General features: G+C 68.3%; 17 protein-coding genes and 1 tRNA gene. 5 read left to right on the top strand and 13 right to left on the bottom strand.

Annotated features, from left to right (window positions below):
• Nucleotides 1-12: 12 nt before the first annotated feature.
• The 5 genes from D0B54_RS15710 to D0B54_RS15690 form a co-directional block, all read right to left on the bottom strand.
• The gene (locus D0B54_RS15710) at nt 13-999 is read right to left on the bottom strand and encodes a dipeptide epimerase (protein ID WP_117292222.1); all 987 of its coding nucleotides are present in this window, start codon (nt 997-999) and stop codon (nt 13-15) included.
• A gap of 8 nt (nt 1000-1007) precedes the next feature.
• A complete protein-coding gene (locus D0B54_RS15705; RefSeq protein ID WP_117292221.1) occupies nt 1008-2078 on the bottom strand; it encodes a DUF1611 domain-containing protein in 1071 nt (356 codons plus the stop codon).
• A gap of 117 nt (nt 2079-2195) precedes the next feature.
• Nucleotides 2196-3407, bottom strand: coding sequence for a threonine ammonia-lyase (locus D0B54_RS15700; protein WP_117292220.1), 1212 nt, complete (start codon nt 3405-3407; stop codon nt 2196-2198).
• 37 nt (nt 3408-3444) lie between these two features.
• Nucleotides 3445-4902 (bottom strand): M81 family metallopeptidase, encoded by a 1458-nt coding sequence (locus tag D0B54_RS15695; RefSeq protein WP_117292219.1) that lies wholly within the window; start codon nt 4900-4902, stop codon nt 3445-3447.
• On the bottom strand, nt 4899-6296 hold the full coding sequence (locus D0B54_RS15690; protein ID WP_162932465.1) for an MFS transporter: 1398 nt from the start codon (nt 6294-6296) through the stop codon (nt 4899-4901). The genes D0B54_RS15695 and D0B54_RS15690 overlap by 4 nt, the downstream gene beginning before the upstream one ends.
• Nucleotides 6297-6488: 192 nt before the next feature.
• On the opposite strand from D0B54_RS15690, the gene D0B54_RS15685 reads away from it, so the two are divergent.
• The 4 genes from D0B54_RS15685 (at nt 6489) to D0B54_RS15670 (ending at nt 9847) form a co-directional block, all read left to right on the top strand.
• On the top strand, nt 6489-7634 hold the full coding sequence (locus tag D0B54_RS15685) for an NAD(P)/FAD-dependent oxidoreductase (protein ID WP_117292217.1): 1146 nt from the start codon (nt 6489-6491) through the stop codon (nt 7632-7634).
• 156 nt (nt 7635-7790) lie between these two features.
• The gene (locus D0B54_RS15680) at nt 7791-9269 is read left to right on the top strand and encodes a leucyl aminopeptidase family protein (protein ID WP_117292216.1); all 1479 of its coding nucleotides are present in this window, start codon (nt 7791-7793) and stop codon (nt 9267-9269) included.
• Nucleotides 9270-9294: 25 nt separating this feature from the next.
• The gene (locus D0B54_RS15675) at nt 9295-9600 is read left to right on the top strand and encodes a response regulator transcription factor (RefSeq protein ID WP_117292215.1); all 306 of its coding nucleotides are present in this window, start codon (nt 9295-9297) and stop codon (nt 9598-9600) included.
• A gap of 170 nt (nt 9601-9770) precedes the next feature.
• A tRNA-Pro gene (locus D0B54_RS15670) sits at nt 9771-9847 on the top strand.
• A 238-nt stretch (nt 9848-10085) separates the two neighbouring features.
• Here the strand turns inward: D0B54_RS15670 and D0B54_RS25215 are convergent.
• The 8 genes from D0B54_RS25215 to D0B54_RS15630 all read right to left on the bottom strand — a co-directional run bounded on the left by D0B54_RS25215 (nt 10086) and on the right by D0B54_RS15630 (nt 17145).
• On the bottom strand, nt 10086-10544 hold the full coding sequence (locus D0B54_RS25215; protein WP_117292214.1) for a MerR family transcriptional regulator: 459 nt from the start codon (nt 10542-10544) through the stop codon (nt 10086-10088).
• The gene (locus tag D0B54_RS15660; protein WP_104228490.1) at nt 10528-10824 is read right to left on the bottom strand and encodes an integration host factor subunit alpha; all 297 of its coding nucleotides are present in this window, start codon (nt 10822-10824) and stop codon (nt 10528-10530) included. The genes D0B54_RS25215 and D0B54_RS15660 overlap by 17 nt, the downstream gene beginning before the upstream one ends.
• 19 nt (nt 10825-10843) lie before the next feature.
• A complete protein-coding gene (pheT, locus tag D0B54_RS15655) occupies nt 10844-13213 on the bottom strand; it encodes a phenylalanine--tRNA ligase subunit beta (RefSeq protein ID WP_117292213.1) in 2370 nt (789 codons plus the stop codon).
• Between the two features lie 24 nt (nt 13214-13237).
• Nucleotides 13238-14254, bottom strand: coding sequence for a phenylalanine--tRNA ligase subunit alpha (gene pheS, locus D0B54_RS15650; protein WP_117292212.1), 1017 nt, complete (start codon nt 14252-14254; stop codon nt 13238-13240).
• 270 nt (nt 14255-14524) lie between these two features.
• Entirely contained in the window at nt 14525-14887 is a 363-nt protein-coding gene (gene rplT / locus D0B54_RS15645; protein ID WP_117292211.1) for a 50S ribosomal protein L20, read from the bottom strand.
• Between the two features lie 11 nt (nt 14888-14898).
• A complete protein-coding gene (rpmI, locus tag D0B54_RS15640; RefSeq protein ID WP_117292210.1) occupies nt 14899-15096 on the bottom strand; it encodes a 50S ribosomal protein L35 in 198 nt (65 codons plus the stop codon).
• A 133-nt stretch (nt 15097-15229) separates the two neighbouring features.
• Nucleotides 15230-15751: a translation initiation factor IF-3 gene (gene infC, locus D0B54_RS15635; RefSeq protein WP_117292209.1), complete on the bottom strand. Its 522-nt coding sequence runs from the start codon at nt 15749-15751 to the stop codon at nt 15230-15232.
• A gap of 179 nt (nt 15752-15930) precedes the next feature.
• On the bottom strand, nt 15931-17145 hold the full coding sequence (locus D0B54_RS15630) for an EAL domain-containing protein (protein ID WP_117292208.1): 1215 nt from the start codon (nt 17143-17145) through the stop codon (nt 15931-15933).
• A gap of 157 nt (nt 17146-17302) precedes the next feature.
• Between D0B54_RS15630 and D0B54_RS15625 the strand changes: the two genes are divergently transcribed.
• Entirely contained in the window at nt 17303-18103 is an 801-nt protein-coding gene (locus D0B54_RS15625) for a dioxygenase family protein (RefSeq protein WP_117292207.1), read from the top strand.
• The last annotated feature ends 1 nt before the right edge of the window (nt 18104 follow it).

The raw sequence follows: 18104 nt of genomic DNA, 5'->3' as shown, positions 1-18104 counted from the left end.
GATCTTGCCTTCTCAGTGGCCCCAGCAGAAGCCCGACGGCGGCAGGCTGACCTGGCCGGAGTCGTAGCTGAAGCCGCCGATGCGGTCGTTCTTCAGCAGCAGCGGGCCGTCGATGTCGACGTAGTCGCAGAGCTGTGCCAGCACGTGGGCCGGCGCTACCGCCAGCGAGCTGCCGCCCATGCAGCCGACCATCAGGCCGAGGCCGCGCTCGCGCGCCGCGCGTGCCAGGCCCAGGCCCTCGGTCAGGCCGCCACACTTGTCGAGCTTGATGTTGATCATCTGGTAGCGGCGCGCGGCCTGCTCCAGCTCGCCCATGTGCAGGCAGGACTCGTCGGCGGCCAGTGGCAAGGGCGACTGGTAGCCCTCCAGCTCGGCGTCGCCGCCGCGGCGCAGCGGCTGCTCGATGAAGAGCACGCCCAGGCGCTTCATCGGCTCGGCGATCTCGCGCAACTGTTCGAAGCTCCAGCCCTGGTTGGCGTCGACCACCAGGCGTGCGTCCGGCCGGCGGCGGCGGATCGCCTCGACGCGTTCCACCGGGCGATCGCCATCGAGCTTGATCTTCAGCAGCGGGTGCGTCACCCGCGCGGCCTTCTCGCCCATGGCCTCCGGCTCGGCCTCGATGCCGATGGTGTAGACCGTCTCCACCGTCCGGGCCTCGACGCCGGCGAGGGCCCAGACGGACTTGCCGCTGATGCGGGATTCCAGGTCCCAGAGCGCGGCGTCCAGCGTGTTGCGGGCGCCGCCGGGCGGCAGCAGCGTGCGCAGCGCCTGGCGGTCGGCACCGGCCTCGATCTCGACGCGCACCGACTCGATCTGCGCCAGCATCGATTCGGCGGTGTCGCCCATGTAGTAGATGCCCATGCCTTCGCCGCGTCCGCTGAAGCTGCCGTCGCCGATCTCGGCGACGAGGGTCTGGAACTCGAGGTAGGTACGTCCGGTGATGCGGAAGGGCGCGACGGCCTGCCAGGTTTCGGAGTGGGCGCTGAGCTTGCGGGTCATGTTCGGATTCAGAGGCTGAGGATGTTGCGGATCACGGCGTCGAGCGGGCTCTTCAGCGGATCGAAGCAGGGCAGGCCCAGCTCGCGCTCGGTGTCGGCCAGCAGCTGTGCGCGTTCGGTGTCGTCGAGCATCGAGGTGTTGAAGGCGATGCCGACGACGCGTGCCTTCGGGTTGGTCAGGCGCGCCGCGCGCTCGTACTCCTCGATGGCGGTCTGCAGCGAGGGAGTGGGGAAGTCGGGGTAGCCCCAGATGTGGCTGCGGCCCGGTTCGTGGCACAGCACCATCGCGTCGGGCTGCGAGCCGTGCACCAGGCCCAGGGTGACGCCCGCGTAGGCCGGGTGGAACAGCGAGCCCTGGCCTTCGACGATGTCCCAGTGGCCGGCCGCGGCGTCGGGCGACAGGCACTCGGCGGCGCCGGCGGTGAAGTCGGAGATGACGGCATCCATCGGGATGCCGGTGCCGGAGATCATGATGCCGGTCTGGCCGCTGGCGCGGAAATCCGCGTCGATACCCTGGGCGCGCAGCGCGCGGGTCAGTGCCAGCGCGGTGTATTTCTTGCCCAGCGCGCAGTCGGTGCCCACGGTGAGCAGGCGCTTGCCGCTGCGCTTGCGGCCCGAGCCCACCGGCAGGCCGGGCGGCGGGCAGCGCACATCGATCAGGCGCACGCCGCGGGCCTTGGCCGCGTCGGCCAGGCCAGGCACGTCGCCGAGCTTTGCATGCAGTCCGCTGACGATGTCCAGCCCGGCTTCCACGGCGGCGAACAGGGTCGGCAGCCAGCTTTCGCTGAACTGGCCGCCGATCGGCGCGATACCGATCAGCAGCGAGCCGATGCCCTGCTGCGCGGCCTGCGCCGGCGTCAGTTCCGGCAACTCCAGGTCCACGGCGCAGTCCGCGAGACGCAGCTGTCCGGCGCAGGTTTCGGGCGCCCAGTCGCGGATGCCCAGCGCGGTCTTGGCGCGCGAGGCGTGGCTGGCGTCGCCCAGGAACAGCAGGTAGGGCTGGCGCAGGGTGATGGTGGTGGCCAGCGGCCGGGAGGCCGCTGTTGCGGCCGGGTCAGGCTTGGATTCCGGGGTTCCCATGAGTGGTCCTGGGTGGGGCTTCGAGAGCGACAGTAAAGCAGCGGACGCGGCCGGCGGGGATTCGTAGAAACACTGGAAAATGCCGATTCCCCGCGTCGTGGCACGGGTCGGTAGCGTCTACCTGAGCAGCAGCGCCCTGAACCCTGCCGACTCGAGGTCGCGGACGATCCTCTCGACATGCCCTTCGTCCTGGGCCTCGAGCTGCACTTCCAGCGATGCGCTCTTGGCATGAATGCCGCCCTGCAGGCGATCGTGCCCGACCTGGACGATGTTGCCGCCGGATTCGCCGATGCAGCCGGCCACCCGCGACAGGAAGCCCGGCCGGTCCTCCACCTCGATCGACAGCGCCACCAGCCGGGATTCCTGGACCAGCTGGCGCATCAGGACAGAAGCGAGCAGGCGTGTGTCGATGTTGCCGCCGGTGAGCACGATGCCGACGTTGCGTCCGGCGAATGCAGTGCCGTGGCTGAGCAGGGCGGCGAGGCCGGCGGCACCCGCGCCTTCGACGATCACCTTCTCGATGCTGGCCAGCAGCGCGATGGCGCGCTCGATCCCGGCTTCGTCCACGCTCAGGAGCATCGGCTTCAGCGCGCGCAGGATTTCCAGCGGCAGGCGGCCGACGGTGCGGACCGCGATGCCCTCGGCGATGGTCTGGCCGCCGCTCACCATCGACGGATCGCCGCTGAGGGCCGCCTGTGCGCAGGGATAGCGCGCCGATTCCACGCCGACCACCCGGACCCCGGGGCTTGCCTGCGCCGCCACGGCAACGCCGCCGATCAGCCCGCCGCCGCCCACCGGAACCACCAGCATGTCCAGGCCGGGCTCGGACTCCAGCATCTCGAGCGCCACGGTGCCCTGTCCGGCGATGACCTGCGGATCGTCGTAGGGATGCACCAGCGTCATGCCGCGCCTGCCGACGTACTCCTCCTCCATGTGGCTGGCGGCCTCCGCCAGGGAGTCGCCCCAGAGGATCACCTCGGCGCCGAGCTTCTGCGTGTTGCGCACCTTGACGAAGGGGGTGCCGCCCGGCATCACGATCAGGCTCCTGATGCCCAGCCGTGTCGCATGGTAGGCGACACCCTGGGCATGGTTGCCGGCGGACACCGCGACCACGCCCGCCTGGCGCTGCGCGGTATCCAGGGACAGCAGCTTGTTGAGGGCGCCGCGCTCCTTGAAGCTGGCGGTGAACTGGAAGTTCTCGAACTTCAGCCACACGTTCGCCTGCGTCATTTCCGACAGCACCCGCGAGCGGGTCAGGGGCGTCGGATTGATCTGTCCGCGCAAGCGCTCGCGGGCGGCCACGACGCTGTCGAAACTGACGGAGAGCATGGGTGTTTCCTGATCGCGCGGGCGCAGCAGCTGGATTCTAGCGCCGCGGATCTTCGACGCGGGGCCAGAAACGGTTGTCGCGCCGGGTGAAGCTCATTTCGGCGAAGTTCTGCGTGATCGACCCGGGGGCGCCGACGTAGAGCACCTGCCTGGCCATCGGCGCGAAGGCCGCGTGGAAATGCTGCGTGGACTTCACCACGATGACCTTCCTGCCGGCCAGCGGGATGCCGAGATTCTCGAAGGCCTCGCAGGACAGGACCTGGCCGCGCGAAGTGCACAAGGCGATGTCCATGCCCTGGTCGGTTTGCACCCATACCCCGGTGCCGAAGGACCAGCGGAAGCCGAGCCCGTGGTTGAAGTGATCGGGCACGATGGCCTTGACCGTGACCTGCAGATCGACCGGATCGCCGGACTTGGGGCCGCATTTGCCGCCGATGCGCAGCTTGAGTCGCGCGCCGACGCCTGCGCTCTGGCACAGGCTGACCGCACCGAGGTCCCAGTAGACGCCGAGCACGGCATCGTGGACGCCGGCCTCCAGCAGGCCTTGCAGGATGAAGGTGCTGTCGCTCATGGCGCCGCCGCCCGGGTTGTCCGCGACATCGGCCAGGACGATGGGGCCTTCCGGCGCCCGCCGGATTTCCTCGATCGTGGCCGCGATCGACAGGGGCGGCTGCCAGGTCTGGTGTCGCAGTTCCCAGAATTCCCGGCCCAGCTGGTCGGCCAGCGCCTGGGCGCCGGCAAGCTCGCTGTCGGCGACCACCCAGAGCTTGGCGCCGGTGTCCGGGGTGTCGCCCCAGGGAAAGCCGTGGCCCAGCGACACCGACAGGATGCCGTCCTTGCCTTCCAGCGACTGCATGCGATCGACGAAGGAGCGCATCGGCTCCTGCGTGGTGTGCCAGAGGCCGATCATGCGCAGGTCGTGCACGGCGGTCACCGGCCTGATGCTGCCCTCGGCCTGCCGGACGACCAGGCGGTAGAGCTCCTCCAGCCGCTCCATGGTGTCGGTATGCGGGTATTCCTTGTAGGCGATGACGACGTCGGCCTGCGTGCGCATCTGCTCGCTGAAATGGCAGTGCAGGTCGAGCTCCACGCCGATGGGCACGCCGGGGCCGACCAGATCGCGGACCTTCTGGATCGTGTCGCCTTCGCAATCGTCATAGCCTTCCGCGACCATGGCGCCATGCATGATCAGGATCACGCCCTGCAGCGGCATCGCCGCCTTCAGGTCTTCGAGGATCCAGTCGCGATACTGCTCGTAGACGGAGCGCAGGGTGATGCCCGAAGGCTGGGCATGGGCGGTAAGGCTTTCGACGATCGTGTGCCCGTCCGCAGCGGCCAGCTGCCTGAGCAGGGCATGCGAGGCGCCGAAGCCGGAGGGATTCCTGAGGCTGGCATCGCCGCGGAAGAAGCCGCGGGCCTCGAAGTCGACGCTGCCGGTGGGGACCACGCCGGAGGTGTTGGTCTCGGTGGCGAGGAAGGCGCTGAAGATCTTCACGTGACTTCGACTCCGGGTACGGGACTGGGCGAGCGGGCGGCGGCGAGCTTGCGGGATTCGGCGCTGATCGGCAGGAACCACAACATCAGGCCGGCGCTGATCATTCCCAGCGCGGGGGCCCAGGCGGCGGTCAGCTTGAGCGCGAGCAGCGCTTGCGGGGTGATGTCGGCACCGGACTTGGTCGCATCGAATCCCATCCAGCCGAGGAAGATCAGGCCGCCGCCGGCCGCGAGTGCGTTGACCGCCTTGACGACCTGCGTCTGGCAGGACACGTAGAGTCCGGCGCGGTCGACGCCGTAGTGCTCCTTGCCGTAGTCGATGATATCGCCCAGGATCACCGGCGCGGCGATCAGCGTGGACAGCGCGAAGAACACGACGAGGGTGCCGACCAGGCCATAGAGCAGGGTGCCGGGGTGGGGCGGCAGCAGGCCCAGTCCCGTGTAGGCCACGCCGGCCATGCCGAGGCCGACCGCCCAGACCCGCTGCAGGGGATAGCGCTGCGCGAGCCAGCCCCAGAGCGGCAGCCCCAGCATGGCGATGGGCAGCGCGAGGGCCAGCACGAGGTTCGCCTCGGCCCCCAGGCCCAGGTAGTTGGTCATGTACAGCAGGCTTACGCTCCCCGACAGCCCACTCATGAGGTTGCAGACCGAGAACACCAGGATCAGCCGCATCAGCGGCACATTGCCCAGCACCGATGCGAGCAGCAGGCGGATGCTCTCGGGCGGCGGTCGGTGGCCGGATGCGGCGCGGGACTGGCCGTCCGGCACCTTCCACAGGGCATAGAAGTTCAGCAGCGGCAGCAGCAGGGCCACGAGTACCGCGGTGAGCCCCAGCATTTCCATGTTGAGTTCGCCGGACTTCAGCACTCCCATGGCCTTGCCGGCCGGCCCCACGACATAGAACAGCACCGAGCCGACCATGGTGGCCATGGCGATCCAGGTGGTGATGCGCGTGCGCTGCCTGGCTTCCGGCGAGAACTCCAGGCTCCAGGAGCGGTAGGGAATCTCGCAGAGCGACCAGCCGATGTTCGCGAGCAGGAACCAGCCGCCGTAGTAGCCGATGCTGACCTGCGGCGGTGGCCGGAACAGGAACCACAGCGAGACGATGGTGACGGCGGTGCCCGCGGCCATCCACCATTTGCGGCTGATGCCGCGCTCGGCGCTGCGGTCGGAGAAGTAGCCGATCAGGAGGTCCGTGGCGATGTCGCAGACGCGCACCAGCAGCACCGCCCCGCCCAGCGCGACCAGCGCCAGCCCGGATTCCTTCGCGTAGATGCCCTGCAGGATCGACTGCGCGGGCGCGTGCATGAAGCCCTGCAGGATGCCGGGCAGCGCGAAGACGAACAGCAGGCCGCGTGTGATCGGGGGTGCCGCAGAAACAGGGGAAGGGTGCAAGCGGGGTCCTCCGGACTCCAGGCCTGACGACAGCTTCCGCTGCGGCTCCCGGATGGTCCATAGGTAATAGTACGGGCTCGTCGGGGATTTTCCGCTGCAGGAAGCGCAGGGCGCGGATCCGGCAGGCGTCTGCGGCAAACGACCGGTAGAATCACGGATGTGGTTGTCCCGTGCCGCCCGTAGCATCCCGGCATGCCTGAAACAGCCCAGTCCTTCGACGTCATCATCATCGGTGCCGGTATCGCCGGTGCCAGCATTGCGGCCGAGATCGGCGCGGGCCTGCGTGTGGCCTTGCTGGAGCAGGAAGCCCAGCCCGGCTATCACACCACCGGCCGCTCGGCCGCGGTCTTCGCGGAGAGCTACGGCGGCCCGGTGGTGCGCGTCCTGTCGCGCGCCAGCCGGCCCTTCTTCGACCAGCCCCCGCAGGGCTTCAGCGACACGCTCCTGTTGCGGCCGCGCGGCTTCCTGTTCATCGCCCGTGAAGACCAGCAGGAAGCGCTGGAGGCCTTCGCCGATGAGCCGGACCTGCGTTCCAGCAGCCGGCGGCTGACGCCGGAGCAGGCACGCGGGTGCATGCCGCCGCTGCGCCGCGAATACCTGGCGGCCGCGCTGCTGGACCCTGGCGCCAGCGATATCGAGGTGCATGCCCTGCACCAGGGATACCTGTCCCGCCTGCGCCGCAACGGCGGGCGCCTGCTGTGCCAGGTCCGCGTGGACGGCATCGAGCGCTGCGCTGCCGGCTGGCGTGTGCAAAGCCAGGCCGGCGTCTTTGCAGCTCCGCTGCTGGTCAACGCGGCGGGCGCATGGGCCGACCGGGTGGGCGCCATGGCCGGCGTGGCCGGCATCGGCCTGCAGCCGCTGCGCCGCACCGCTGCCCTGGTCGACGTGCCGGGCCATGACGGGCTGGAGCACTGGCCCTTGACCATCGACATCGACGAGCAGTTCTATTTCAAGCCCGATGCAGGCCGGCTGATGCTCTCGCCCGGCGACGAGACGCCCAGCGAGCCCTGCGATGCCCAGCCCGAGGATCTGGACCTGGCGATCGCGGTGGATCACATCGAACGCGCCACCACGCTGGACATCCGCCGCATGCACAGCCGCTGGGCCGGGCTGCGCAGCTTCGTCGCCGACCGCACGCCGGTCGCCGGCTACGCGCCGGACGCTGCGGGATTCTTCTGGCTTGCCGGGCAGGGCGGTTACGGCATCCAGACGGCGCCGGCGCTGTCGCGCTTCGCCGCCGCCCAACTGCTGGGGCGCGGCGTGCCGACGGACCTGGCAGACCTCGGACTCGAAACGGCTGCACTGTCCCCGGCGCGGCTGCGCGCCAGCCCGGCCTGAAACCGCATCGGATCGTGGCCCGCGCGCTGCGACTGAACCGGTGGAACTACCGATGACGCCCGGCCCGGCTGCAGACATGCTGGAGATGGGACACAAGACCCGGCAGCGCCCAGGTGCCGGCAACGAAACGCCCTCATTCACCGTAGAGAACCTGACATGTCGAAGATCCTGACCGATGCCAAGCCCGGCCCCCTGGCGCCGCGCGCCAAGAAAGCCCCCGCGGTGGAGGTGCTTCTGGTCGACGGCGATCTCGCTCCGCTGCACGCCGACGTGAAGCTGCCCAGGCTGCCGGCGAGCTTCCGCGGCGTCGTCGGTGACCGGGCCGATCTGGCCGAGGGCGCGCGGCGGCTCATCGCGGTCGGTTGCGGCAGGCCGTCCGACCACGAACAGGAAGCACGCTTCTGGGAAGCCGCCGGTGCGGCGGCCCTCGATGCCTTGCGCGCATTGCGTATCGATACCGCAGCGCTGGTGGCGCCGCCGCTGCCGAAGAGCGTTGACGTGCAGGCCGCGACCAACCAGATCGCGCTGGGGGCGACGCTGGCCTCCTATCGCTGCACGGCGTTTCGCTCGCAGCCTCCCAAGGGACACTTCGAGGTCAAGGCGCTGCAGCTTGCGGCGGCGCAGTGGCAGGGCACGGAGCGTGCGCGCCAGCTCGGCGATGCGGTGAACTGGGCTCGCGCCCTGGTCGATGCGCCGCCCAACCTGATGACGCCGCAGGGCTTCGCCGATGCAGCAAAGGAGCTGGTGGCGTCCGGCGTGCGCGTGCAGGTGCTCGACCAGAAGGCGCTGGAGAAGCTCGGCGCCAATGGCCTGCTGGCCGTGGGCCGCAGCAGCGAGCACCCGCCCTGCATGCTGGTCTGCGAATGGAGCGGACGGCGCGAGAAGCAGGTCGACCTGGGACTGGTCGGCAAGGGCCTGACCTTCGATGGCGGTGGCCTCAACCTGAAGTCCACGGCGGCCATTGCCAACATGAAACTCGACATGGCCGGTGCCGCCGCGGTGGTCGGCGCGATGCGCGTGCTGGCACAGCGCAAGGCGCCGCTCAACGTCGTTGCCGTGATGCCGCTGTGCGAGAACGTCATCGACGGCAAGGGCTATCGGCCGGGTGATGTCATCACCTCGCTGTCCGGCCTCACCATCGAGGTCGACAACACCGATGCCGAGGGCCGCGTGGTCCTGGCCGATGCCATCAGCTACCTGATCCGCGAGTATCGGCCGCAGAGGATGATCGACCTCGCCACGCTCACGGGTGCCATTCTCACGGCCCTGCTCGAGGAGTATGCCGGCCTGTTCACGGCCGACGACGCCCTGGCCGCCGAGCTGCATGCCGCCAGCGCGGCCTGCGGGGAGGGCCTGTGGCGCATGCCGCTGACCAGGCGGCAGGACTACATCGTCGATTCCGAGATCGCCGACGTCCGCAATACCGGGAATTCCGGCCTGAGGGGCGCGGGCACGTCGTCCGCGATCGCCGGCGCCAAGTTCCTGGAGCGGTTCGCGGCCGGTACGCCCTGGGCGCACCTGGACATGGCCGGCGTTGCCATGGTGAGCCGGCCGATCATCGGCATCCCCAAGGGGGCTACGGGCTACGGTGTGCGCCTGCTCGACGCCTTTGCGGAACGCATGGAAACGAATTGAGGGATTGGAGGCGAAGGGCGACCCCATGATGCAGGTCCATCAGTCTTACCCGGCGCCGACCCCGAACGGCCGCTATCAATCCCTGACCGGACGCGAGATCGACGCCCTCGAACTGGCCGGCACCGGCCTGTCGATGAAAAGTATCGCCCAGGAACTGGGAATATCCTGCAGCACGGTGCGCTGGCATCTGAAGAATGCGTACCAGAAGCTTGGCGCCGTGTCGCGGGAAGATGCCCTGAAGAAGGCTCGCGCGCGACAACTCATCGGTGCGGTGATCGTGTGCCAGGTTTGCGCCTGCAGGCTCAGCCGGACGCTTGCCGCCCATCTGTAGGGCATTCCTGTTCTGGTGCCGGAGGGCGCTGTGGGGCTGCCTGGTGGGAAGGCTGGTGGCGAAAATCACCGATCATCCACGGGGCGCTGCTACAAAGGGGGTGTCTGCGCGCTTCCTCTGGCAGCCCTCCTCGTTTAAACTGCGCGACCCTCGCAGTACCGTTGCAAAGTCGGGGCGTAGCGCAGCCTGGTAGCGCACTTCCTTGGGGTGGAAGTGGTCGGAGGTTCAAATCCTCTCGCCCCGACCAAATTCAGCAGCATGAAAGGCCCTTCGGGGCCTTTTCTCGTTTTTGGCTCCGGCGCGGCTTTGCCCACGATGAGGATTGGCCACCCCCGCCTGCATACGCATCGCCGCCCGCTCCCACGGGAGCCGTTCGAGGGTGGGTCCGATGACCTTGAAAGGGGCGGAGGTACTACGGGTGGTTCTGGAGGAACCAAGCGGGGAGTCCGTTCCCCTGGGTGCAGGCTCGCGTGGCGAGCGGCTGCTTATTCCGGGTCCGGCAGCAGGCGCAGGAGCGATTCCAGCTCGCTGCGCAGGCTCTGGATTTCCTGGGCGCGGCGCGGGGCGCCGCTGGCGGCAGGGCGGGCTTTGGCAGCGCCGTTGCCGTTCTGCACCGGCATGGACGCGGGGTTGGCCACGCGCAGGCCGTCAGCCGCCACGGCGCTGACCTTGGGCATTTCGCGCAGGCGCTGGCGGGCGCCGCCGATCGTGAAGCCCTGTTCGTACAGCAGGCTGCGGATACGGCGCACCATCAGGACGTCGTCCTGCTGGTAGTAGCGGCGGTTGCCACGGCGCTTCACGGGACGCAGCTGGGGGAACTCCTGCTCCCAGTAGCGCAGCACGTGCGGCTTCACGTCGCAAAGCTCGCTGACTTCGCCGATGGCGAAATAGCGTTTGCGCGGGATCTCCGGGAGTGGCGCCAGCTTGTTATCTGCGGGTCGCATCGAACTCCACTCTCAGCCGCAGCTTCTGGCCTGGACGGAAGGTGACGACACGCCGCGCGGAGATGGGAATCTCCTCACCGGTCTTGGGATTGCGGCCAGGGCGCTGGTTCTTGGAACGCAGCTCGAAGTTGCCGAAGCCGGAAAGCTTCACTTCTTCGCCGCCTTCCAGGCGCTCACGGATTTCCTCGAAGAAAAGGTCGACAAATTCCTTGGCCTCACGCTTGTTGAGACCCAGTTCGTCGAACAGCGCATCGGCTAATTCCGCCTTCGTCAACGCCACGTTCTTGCACCCCTTTCTTCTACTGCCGGATAACAGCGCCCAGCTCGCGCGCCAGTTGTGCCGTGATGCGGGCCACTGATGCGTCGATTTCTTCTAGGGTAAGGGTGCGGGAATAGTCATTGAAAATCAACCCTAAAGCCACGCTTTTGCAGGCAGTAGGTAAGTTCTCTCCACGATAAATGTCGAAGATGAAAACTTTCTGCAACAAATTTTCACCGGATGCCCTGGCGCAGGCGATCAGGGCGTCGGCGCTGACGGTTTCCGGCACCACCAGGGCCAGGTCGCGGCGCGAGGAGGGGAATTCCGAGAGGGGCTGGGTTGCCGGCACGCGGGTATCGCGGATCGCGTCCCAGTCGAGTTCGAACAGCAGCGGGCTCTCCGGCAGGTCCAGCTCGCGCACCAGGCGCGGGTGCAGGGCGCCGATCCAGCCGGCCACGCGCTCGCCGCGCAGGATGCGCGCGCACTGGCCCGGGTGCAGGGCAGGGTGCTCGGCCTTCTCGAAGCGGTATTCGTCGGCGGTGCTGCCCAGCAGGGCCACGACGTCGGCCTTGAGGTCGTAGAAGTCCGTGGGACGCGCCGGGGCGCTCCACTGCTCGGGCTGGGCGGCGCCCACGGCCAGGCCGGCCAGGCGGCTGGTTTCGACGATCTGTCCGTCCACGTCGGCAAAGGTCACGCCCTGCTCGAACAGGCGCAGGCGGTTCAGCTGGCGCTGGCGGTTGTAGAGCCAGGCCGGGATCAGGCCGGCCCACAGGGTGGTGCGCATCACCGACAGCTGCTCGGAGATGGGGTTGTCCAGGGGGATGCCCCGCGCCTCCGGGTTGAGCCGGGCCTGCGGCCCCGGCTCGACGAAGGACAGGCTGACGATCTGCTGCCAGCCGCGCGCCACCAGCACGTCCTGCACCCGGACCAGGGAGCGGGTGGCCTCGGAGGGGCGCCCGGGGGCCAGGCGTGCGGCGTAGGGCTTGGCCGGGATGCGGTCGTAGCCGTACAGGCGCGCCACTTCCTCGATCAGGTCGGGCTCGATGCGCAGGTCGTAGCGGTAGCTGGGCACGCGGGCGATCCAGGCGCCGCCGATCTCGTGGCGGGTGGTGATGCCCAGGCGCGACAGCAGCTGCTCCACTTCCTTGTCGCCGATCTCGTGGCCCAGCAGCTGGTTCAGGCGGGTCTGGCGCAGGCGCACGCTGTTGGGCTCGGCCGGCGGCCGGCCGGCGGTGACCACGGGGTGCACTTCGCCGCCGCAGATCTGCAGGACCAGCTGGGTGGCGCGCTCCAGCGCCATGCGCTGCAGGCTGGGGTCCACGCCGCGCTCGAAGCGGTAGCAGGAATCCGAGCCCAGCTTGTGGCGGCGCGCGGTGGCCGCGACCGCAGTGGGCGCGAAGCAGGCGGATTCCAGGAACACGCCGGTGGTGCGGACCTGCACGCCGGATTCCTGGCCGCCCATGACGCCGGCCAGGGCCAGCGGGCCGTGGTCGTCGGCGATCAGCAGCTCGCCGTGGTTGAACTCCAGGGTGTCGCCGCTGAGCAGTTCCAGCTTCTCGCCGGCGCGAGCGCGGCGCACACGCACCTGGCCGGAGATCTTGCCGGAGTCGAAGGCGTGCATCGGCTGGCCCAGCTCGAGCATCACGTAGTTGGTGATGTCCACCACCGGGTGGATGCCGCGCAGGCCGGCGCGGCGCAGGCGCTCGCGCATCCAGTCGGGCGTCAGCGCCTTGGGGTTGATCTTTGTGATGACGCGGCCGGTGTAGTGCGGGCAGGTCTGCAGGTCCTCGATCTCCACCTTGACCTGCGAGTGGCCCACGACCACGCCCTGCGGGAAGTTGGGGCGCTTCATCGGGATCGCGTACAGCGCCGACAGCTCGCGGGCCAGGCCCAGCACGCTGAGGCAGTCGCCGCGGTTGGGGGTGATCTCCAGGTTGAGGACGTTGTCCTTCAGGCCCAGGTGCTGCTCGATCGGCGTGCCCGGCTTGGCATCGGCGTCCAGTTCCAGCAGGCCCTCGGACTTCTCCACCAGGCCCAGTTCCTTGGCCGAGCAGAGCATGCCGTAGGAGTCCACGCCGCGCAGCGCGGCCTGCTTGATCTCCATGCCGTCCGGCAGCACCGCGCCGACCACCGCGCAGGGTGCGTTCATGCCGGCACGCGCGTTGGCGGCGCCGCAGACGATCTGCAGTTTCTGCGGCTGGCCGACGTCGACCTCGCAGACCTGCAGGCGGTCGGCCTGCGGGTGGCGCTCGGCCTTGACGATGCGGCCCACGACCACGCCCTGCGGCAGCGTCGCCAGCACCGGCTCGATCTCCAGCTCCAGGCCGCCCATCACCAGGCGGTCGGCAATCTCATTGATGGCAGCCTGCGGGTTGACCCACTCGCGCAGCCAGTTTTCGCTCAGTTTCATGATGCGATTCTTCTAGATTTGGGTTCAGGCGAACTGTTCGTTGAAGCGCAGGTCGTTGTTGAAGAACTGGCGCAGGTCATCGACGCCGTAGCGCAGCATGGCGAAGCGTTCCACGCCCATGCCGAAGGCGAAGCCGGTGTAGCGCTCCGGGTCCAGGCCCACGGCCTCGAACACCTTCGGGTGCACCATGCCGCAGCCCAGCACCTCCAGCCAGCGCTCGCCCTTGCCCGGGTCGGCCCAGCGGATGTGCACGTCGGCGCCCGGTTCCACGAACGGGAAGTAGGACGGGCGGAACAGCGCCTTGACGTCACGCTCGAAGAAGCGCGACAGGAAGGTTTCCAGGTCGTACTTCAGGTCGCTGAAGGTGACGTTCTCGGCCACGTACAGGCCTTCCACCTGGTGGAACATCGGGCTGTGCGTGCGATCGGAGTCGGAGCGGTAGACGCGCCCCGGGCAGATGATGCGGATCGGCGGCTTGCGGCCGGATTCCACGATCGCCTTCATGGTGCGGATCTGCACCGGGCTGGTGTGGGTGCGCAGCACGCGCTGGCCGCCGCGCAGGTAGAAGGTGTCCTGCATCGAGCGCGCCGGGTGCAGCTCCGGGATGTTGAGCGCGCCGAAGTTGTGGAAGTCGTCCTCGATCTCGGGGCCTTCCACGGTTTCGAACCCCAGCTCGTTGAACAGCTGCTCGATGCGCTGGATCGTGCGCACCAGCGGGTGCAGGCCGCCCGGCGTCACGCCGCGGCCGGGCAGGGTGACGTCGATGCTGTCGGCCGCCAGCTGGCGCGCCAGCTCGGCCTGCTCCAGCGTGCCGCCGCGCGCATCCATGGCCGCGACCACGGCTTCCTTCACGCGGTTGACGCGCTCGCCGAAGCTCTTGCGCTCTTCCGGGGCCATGCCGCCCAGCTGCTTGAGCAGCTCGGTGACGCGGCCTTTCTTGCCGAGATAGTCCACACGCAGCTGTTCCAGCGCGCGCGCGTCAGCCGCGGCGTCGATGGCGCTTGTCGCTTCGTTCAGCAGCTGATCGAGTTGTTCGCTCATGAATGCTCTACACCAGTGGTCGGATACAGCTTCTTCTTTGTTCCCTCTCCCGCCGGCGGGAGAGGGTCAGGGTGAGGGTGGTGCGGCGGCGGTCACGCACCTCGCCTCCGATTGAAGGCTCCACCCTCACCCCAACCCTCTCCCGCCGGCGGGAGAGGGAGTAAAAGCCTTGTGCCGCGATACTGGTCTTTGAGTGGTGGAAAAACAAATAAAAAAGGGGAACGGCTGTGCGCCGTCCCCCTGATTCGGATCTACGACGGTTCGCTGCGATTAAGCGGCGAGCTGGGCCTTGGCCTGCTCGACGAGCTTGGCGAATGCCGGCTTGTCGTGCATGGCGAGGTCAGCGAGAACCTTGCGATCCAGGGCGACGCCAGCCTTGGCGAGCCCGTTGATAAATCGGCTGTAGGCCAGACCACCCAGTTCCTGGGAGGCGGCGCCGATGCGGATGATCCAGAGTGCGCGGAACTCGCGCTTCTTCACGCGACGATCGCGGAAAGCGTACTGGCCGGACTTGATGACCTGCTGCTTGGCCGAGCGATACGTGCGCGATTTTGCGCCGTAGTAACCCTTGGCCTTCTTCAGGACTTTCTTGTGCTTTGCGCGAGCGGTAACACCACGTTTGACGCGTGCCATAGTCGTTCTCCTTAGGCGTAGGGCAGCATGTGCGCAACTTCACGCACGTCGGATGCATGCACCTGGGCTTCGCCGCGCAGCTGGCGGATCCGCTTGCCGGACTTCTTGGTCAGGATATGGCGCTTGTGCGAGTGACCACGCTTGAAGCCGCCTTTGCCAGTCTTGGCAAAGCGCTTCGCGGCGCTTTTGATGGTTTTCATCTTGGGCATTTCTTGAACTCCTATAAAGCTTTCGATTACCGGTTTCACATCCCCGCCCGGGGGAGCTGACCGAGCCTGCCGGCAGCCGGCAGGACTTCTCTTTTTTCGCCGCCGCACCTTAGAAGTGCGCCGGCGTCAAAAACTAGATCCGCTTGCGCGGGGCGATCACCATGACCGACTGGCGACCTTCCATCTTCGGGTGCTGCTCGATCAGGACCAACTCGTTCAGCTCCGTCTTCAGACGGTTCATCACTTCCATGCCCAGTTCGGAGTGGGCCATTTCACGACCGCGGAAGCGGATCGTCACCTTGACCTTGTCGCCTTCTTCCAGGAAGCGCGTGATGTTGCGCAGCTTGGTCTGGTAGTCGGCTTCCTCGGTGGCCGGGCGGAACTTCACTTCCTTGACCTGGATCTGCTTCTGCTTGCGCTTCGCGGCATGGGCGGCCTTGTCCTTTGCGTAAAGGTACTTGCCGTAATCCATGATCTTGCAGACCGGCGGCTCCGCGTTGGGAGACACTTCCACCAGGTCCAGGCCATCCGCTTCGGCCTTGGCGATCGCGTCGCGGGTGAGCATGATACCGACCTGCTCACCGTCGGCGGCGATCACACGTACGCGGGGTACGTTGATCTGTGCGTTGCGCCGGTCTTCACGTTCTGCTGCGATGGTTCATCTCCCGCGTCAAGCCGAATAGCCCCGCTGAGGCGGAGCATGAGGGCGCGCATCCTAGCAGTGCCGGGGCGGAATCTCAAGATGAATCAACCGATTCCGCAGGGCCCGGCGCCCCCGTAGAACAGCCCGTCCCGGAGACTCCGCGGGGGATGTTCTCCGAACGGATGTTCGGTTTACGGCTCAGCCTGCCCGTTTTGGGCCAGGTAGGCGGCGGCGGCGTCCAGCGGCAACGCCGGGGACCAGTGGAAGCCCTGGCCGAAATCCACCCCGAGGTCGCGGCAGCGGGCGGCCTGGGACGGGGTCTCGATGCCCTCGGCCACGGTCTCCATGCCCAGTTCACGGGCCAGCCGGGCGACGGCGCCGACGATGCGGGCGGCGGCGGGGGGGCCGTCGAGGTCGCTGATGAAGCTGCGGTCCAGCTTGAGGGTATCCACCGGCAGGCGCTGCAGGTAGGACAGGGAGCTGTAGCCGGTGCCGAAGTCGTCCACCGACAGCTTGGCGCCCAGGGCCTTGCAGCGCTGCAGCAGCAGCAGGGTGGCGTCGGCGTCGCGGGCGATCATCGATTCGGTGATCTCCAGGCGCAGGCGCCGCGGCGAGATGCCGGTGTCCGCCAGCGCCGATTCCAGCACCGGGAACAGCTGGGGGTCGTCGAACTGGCGCAGCGACAGGTTCAGGCTCAGGAACGGCTGGGCCCCCGGCAGGCGCCGGTCCAGCTCGGCCAGGTGCCGGCAGGACTCGCGGATGATCCAGTGACCCATCGCGTAGATCAGCTCGCTCTGCTCGGCGATCGGGATGAACTCGCCCGGGGAAACGCGGCTGCCGTCGGGGCGGATCCAGCGGATCAGGGCCTCGAAGCCGGCGGTGCGATGGTCGTGCAGGCGCACGATCGGCTGCAGGTGCAGCTGGAACTCGCCCAGTTCCAGGGCCGTGGCCATGGCCTGTTCCAGGCGCAGGTGGTGCAGGGCGGCCTGGCGGTCGGCCGAAGCCGAGGCCTGGTCGATGACGCTGGCGCCGTGGTCGCCGGTGCCACTGCCATTGCTCATGCGCTGCACGTTGTCGCGGTTGCGCGCGATCACCACGCGCAGCAGGTGGCGCAGCAGCGGGTCGGCCGCCTGCATGCGCTCCTCCAGGTAGTCGTGGTTGACCACGATCAGGGTAGTCGTTTCCAGCGCCACCGCCGACGCCAGGCGGGTCTGGCCGCCCAGCAGGGTCATTTCGCCGAAGATGTCGTCGCGGCCCAGGCGCGCGATGCTGCGGCGCGTCGCCTGCTCGCCGGTAAAGATCTCGACGCAACCGGACTCCACCACGTAGGCCTCGTGGCCGCCGTCGCCTTCGCGGAACAGCGTCTCGCCCGGTGCGAGGGTGCGGCGGTGCCGCTCGGCTCCCATGGGAAACTCCTCCTATGGACCGGAAGATAGCCCAATTGGCGCGGGGCAACTGCGGCATTCTTCAAATAGTCTGAAATCTCTATTCAACAAACGGGGATTCATCGGGCGGCGGCCGGCGCGCATGCTGGCGCCCCTTTCGGACTCATCGGAACCGGCCATGACCCGCCTGCCTGCGGTTTTCGTTTCCCACGGCTCACCCCTGCTGGCGCTGGGTGCCGGTGCCACCGGCGCGGCCTGGCGCGAGTTGGCCGCCGCGCTGCCGCGCCCGCGCGCGGTGGTGGTGGCTTCGGCCCACTGGCTCAGCAGCGCCCCCGCCGTGGGCACCGCGGAGCAGCCGCAGACCATCCACGACTTCGGCGGCTTCCCCGAGCCGCTGTTCCGGATCCGGTATCCGGCACCGGGCGCGCCCGCCGTGGCGCGCCGCGTCGCCGGCCTGCTGGCCGAGGCCGGCTTCGGGGTGCAAGGCGTCGAGCGTGGCCTGGACCATGGCGTATGGGTACCGCTGCGGGAGTTCTATCCGCAGGCCGACATACCGGTAGTGCCGCTGGCGCTGCAGCCGCGCCTGGGACCGGCGCACCACTACCGCCTGGGTCAGGCCCTGGCAGCGCTGCGTGATGAGGGCGTGCTGCTGCTGGGCTCCGGCAGCCTCACGCACAACCTGCACGAAGTGCGCTGGGAAGAGACCGGCGAGGTGGCGCCGTATGTGGCGGAGTTCCAGCAGTGGTTCGAGCAGCGCCTGAGGGTGGGAGACATGGAGGCGCTGCTCGACTATCGTCGCCGCGCTCCGCAGGCTGCCCGCGCGCATCCCACCGAGGAGCATCTGCTGCCGCTGTTCGTCGCGCTGGGTGCGGCGGGCGAGGGTGCCCGTGCCGAGCGGCGTTTCGGTGGCGTCACCCATGAGGTGCTGGCGATGGATGTCTACCAATTCACCGAACCCGCCGATGTCGCGGCGGTCTGAC

This window comes from Solimonas sp. K1W22B-7 (assembly GCF_003428335.1).
GTDB lineage: Bacteria > Pseudomonadota > Gammaproteobacteria > Nevskiales > Nevskiaceae > Solimonas_A.
This window is presented reverse-complemented; position numbering and strand designations above follow the sequence as displayed.